Here is a 3,427-nt window from a genome sequence, read left to right on the forward strand (position 1 = left end):
CCCAGGCGCGCGGCCGCGCCCGCCGCAGCGCACCCACGCCCCGCGCGAGCGCCCTCGCGCGAACCACAGGACTTCCCCCATGCCATCCCCCACCGACCTGGCGGTCGCGCGCGTGCGCCATCCGCTGAAGCTGCGCGAGTTGCGCGTGACCGCCGTGGAATCGGCGACGCCGCATCTGCGCCGCATCACCCTCGCCGACGAATCGCTGGCCGATTTCGTATCGGCCTCGTTCGACGACCACGTCAAAGTGTTTTTCCCCGCGCCCGGCGAAGACCGTCCGGTCATGCCGACGCTGGGCCCGGACGGCCTGACGTTCGCCGCCGGCGCCGCGCGCCCGGCGGTGCGCGATTTCACCCCGCGCCGGTTCGACCGCGACGCGCGCGAACTCGTGCTCGAATTCGCCCTGCACCAGGCCGGCCCGGCCAGCGACTGGGCGCGCCAGGCGCAGGTCGGCCAATACCTCGGCATCGGCGGCCCGCGCGGTTCGCGCGTGGTGCCGGCCGGTTTCGCCTGGCATCTGTTGATCGGCGACGACACCGCCTTGCCGGCGATCGCGCGCCGCTTGCAGGAATTGCCGGCGGGCGTGCGCGCCATCGCGTTGCTTGAGGTGCAAGACGCCAGCGCGCAGCTCGAGTTCGAGTGCGCGGCCGCGCTGGAAACGCACTGGCGCTATCGCATCGGCGACGACGCGGACGCCGAATCGCCGCTGCTGCGCGCGCTGCGCGAACTGCGTTTGCCGCGGGAGGACCGCGACGGCCCGGGCTATGTCTGGGCCGCCGGCGAATCCGCCGCGATCCGCGCGGTGCGCCAGCACCTGCTGAACGAGCGCGGCATCGACAAGGCGCGCCTGCACGCGGCCGGCTACTGGAAGCGCGGCGCGCAAGGCGTGCACGAAACCCTGGACGACTGAAGCGTCCGCAACCTCGCCGCGGCCGCAGCGGCCGCAAGGACTCCCATGTACTCGATCCCGCCCCCGCGCGAGCGGCGCCTGCTGTGGCTGCTCATGCTGACCCAGTTCACCTTGATCATGGACTTCATGGTGATGATGCCGCTGGGCCCGCAGATCATGCGCGCCCTGCACATCTCGCCGGCGCAGTTCGCCGCGGCCGTTTCGGCCTATTCGCTGTGCGGCGGGCTGTCCGGCCTGCTCGCGGCCACCTACATCGACCGCTTCGACCGGCGCAAGCTGCTGCTGGCGATGTACGCGCTGTTCGCGCTGTCCAACCTGGCCTGCGCATTGGCCGACAGCTATGCGCTGCTGTTGGCCTCGCGCGCGTTCGCCGGTATCAGCGGCGGCGTGCTCGGCTCGATCATCATGGCGATCATCGCCGACGTGATCCCGGCGCAACGCCGCGGCGCCGCCACCGGCACGGTGATGACCTCGTTCTCGGTCGCCTCGGTGATCGGGGTGCCGGTCGGCGTGCTGCTCGGCGCGCACTTCCATTGGTCGGCGCCGTTCTGGTTGCTGGTGGCGCTGTCGTTGCTGATCTGGATCGGCGGCGCGCGGGTGGTGCCGCCGCTGGACCGGCACCTGTCGCAACAGCCGCAGCGCCTGGCCCAGGCGCTGCCGAACCTGCTGCGGCTGTTCGCCAACCCGCGGCATCTCAACGCCTTCGCCCTGACCTTGATGCTGACCACCTCGCAGATGCTGGTGATTCCCTTCATCTCGCCGATGCTGGTGGCCAACCACGGCATCGAGCCGTCGCAGTTGTCGTGGATGTACATGGCCGGCGGCGTGGCCGCGTTCTTCACCTCGCGCCTGATCGGGCGGCTGGCCGACCGCCACGGCAAGCAGCGGGTGTATCGCATCGCGGTGGCGGTGTCGTTGCTGCCGGTGTTGTTCGTCACCCACCTGCCGGCGGTCGGCTTCATCGCGATGCTGTTGTTCTTCCCGGTGTTCATGGTCTCGATGAACGGGCGCATGGTGCCGCTGCAGGCCTTGCAGACCACGGTGCCGAAGCCGGAGCAGCGCGGCGCCTACCTCAGCGCGAACAGCGCGGTGATGTCGCTGGGCACCGGCCTGGGCGCGTGGCTGGGCGGCTTGATGCTGAGCACCGATGCGAGCGGGCATATCGCCGGCTATGGCGCGGTCGGCTGGATCGCCGCGGGCCTGGCGCTGTGTTCGGCGCTGTGGGTGGGGCGGGTGAGCGCCGCGGATGCGGCGCCGCCGGCCGCGCCGGCCGGCGAGCGGCGCGACGAAACGGCCTGAACGTCGGGCGGCCTGAACGCGGGCGACGGTCGCGAAGCGCGGTCGCGCGGATGGACTCGCCGGCCGATGCGTGCACAATCGCTCGGCAAGCGAGCCCGGGCGAGCGGGGTAGGGGTTGCGGACTGGGCGCGCGTTCTAGTCAGGAGAGGGCGTCGGCCGGTCCGGCCGCGCGCTCTGCCGCCGATGCGCGCACGGTTGCGTCGTTCGCCCGCATCGCGCCGCGTCGATCAAGGCGGTTGCGGCCGCAATCGAACCGCCGCGCACGCGCGCCGTCCACGAGCCAGGAGTGCAACCAGGTATGACCAAGCTGTGCCGGAAAAAACGCTGGGCCGCGCTGGCGTTGGCGGTAGTGGGTTGCGGCCTGTTCGCGCCGGCGCAGGCCGAGGTCACCATCGCCGGCACCCGCGTGGTCTATCCGGCGCAGCAGCGCGAGGTCGCGGTCAAGCTCAACAACGTCGGCGCGCGGCCGGCGCTGGTGCAGGTGTGGGTCGACGACGGCGATCCGAAGCAGTCGCCCGACACCAGCAAGGCGCCGTTCCTGGTCTCGCCGCCGGTGGTGCGGATCGAGCCGGGCAAGGGCCAGGCGCTGCGCTTGGTGTACGGCCCGAGCGCGGCGGGCGCGCAGGCGCCGGACGGACGCGAGTCGGTGTACTGGCTCAACGTGCTGGAGATTCCGCCCAACGTGGATCCGGCCGAGGCCGAGCAGAACCATCTGCAGGTCGCGTTCCGCACCCGCATCAAGTTGTTCCTGCGTCCGCCGGGGCTGCCCGGCGATCCCGAGGCGGCCGCGCGCGGGCTGCGCTGGCGCGTGGTGCGCAGCGATGCCGGCGGCTGGGCGCTGGAGTGCGCCAACCCCGGCGCCTTCCACGTGTCCTTCGGCCGCGTCGCGCTCAGCGCGGGCGGCCGCGAATATCGCTTCGACAACGCCGGCATGCTCGCGCCCGGCGCGAGCCTGCGCCTGGACCTGGCCGACCTGGCGGCGGCGCCGGCCGCCGGCGCGGCGGTCGCCTATTCGATCATCAACGACTATGGCGGGCGCACCGAGCTGCAAGGGCAGACCGCGGAGTAGGCGCGCGATGGCGCGCAGCCAGCGTTCGCCGCGCTCCCTGCGGTTCGCCGGGTCGGACGCACCGCCGGCCGCGCGCGCGTTGCGCGGCGGACTGTGCCTGAGCATCGCGTTCGCCGGCGCCGTGCAGGCGGCGGGGCCGCAGTCGCCGC

3 protein-coding genes are annotated in these 3,427 nt (G+C 72.4%); all 3 read left to right on the forward strand.

Annotation, left to right across the window (positions count from 1 at the left end):
* Positions 1-79 precede the first annotated feature (79 nt).
* The 3 genes from A7A76_RS04390 to A7A76_RS04400 all read left to right on the forward strand — a co-directional run bounded on the left by A7A76_RS04390 (position 80) and on the right by A7A76_RS04400 (position 3,278).
* Positions 80-910, forward strand: coding sequence for a siderophore-interacting protein (locus A7A76_RS04390; RefSeq protein WP_206410054.1), 831 nt, complete (start codon positions 80-82; stop codon positions 908-910).
* Between the two features lie 45 nt (positions 911-955).
* Positions 956-2,209 (forward strand): MFS transporter, encoded by a 1,254-nt coding sequence (locus A7A76_RS04395; RefSeq protein WP_206410055.1) that lies wholly within the window; start codon positions 956-958, stop codon positions 2,207-2,209.
* 298 nt (positions 2,210-2,507) lie between these two features.
* Positions 2,508-3,278: a fimbrial biogenesis chaperone gene (locus tag A7A76_RS04400; RefSeq protein WP_206410056.1), complete on the forward strand. Its 771-nt coding sequence runs from the start codon at positions 2,508-2,510 to the stop codon at positions 3,276-3,278.
* Positions 3,279-3,427 lie beyond the last annotated feature (149 nt).

The sequence above is a fragment of the Lysobacter enzymogenes genome (genome assembly GCF_017168095.1).
GTDB lineage: Bacteria > Pseudomonadota > Gammaproteobacteria > Xanthomonadales > Xanthomonadaceae > Lysobacter > Lysobacter enzymogenes_D.

What these genes read in the sequence shown, in the direction of transcription:
- A7A76_RS04390 (WP_206410054.1), top strand. Translation starts at nt 80, where the DNA reads ATGCCATCCCCCACCGACCTGGCGGTCGCGCGCGTGCGCCATCCGCTG.
- A7A76_RS04395 (WP_206410055.1), top strand. Translation starts at nt 956, where the DNA reads ATGTACTCGATCCCGCCCCCGCGCGAGCGGCGCCTGCTGTGGCTGCTC.
- A7A76_RS04400 (WP_206410056.1), top strand. Translation starts at nt 2,508, where the DNA reads ATGACCAAGCTGTGCCGGAAAAAACGCTGGGCCGCGCTGGCGTTGGCG.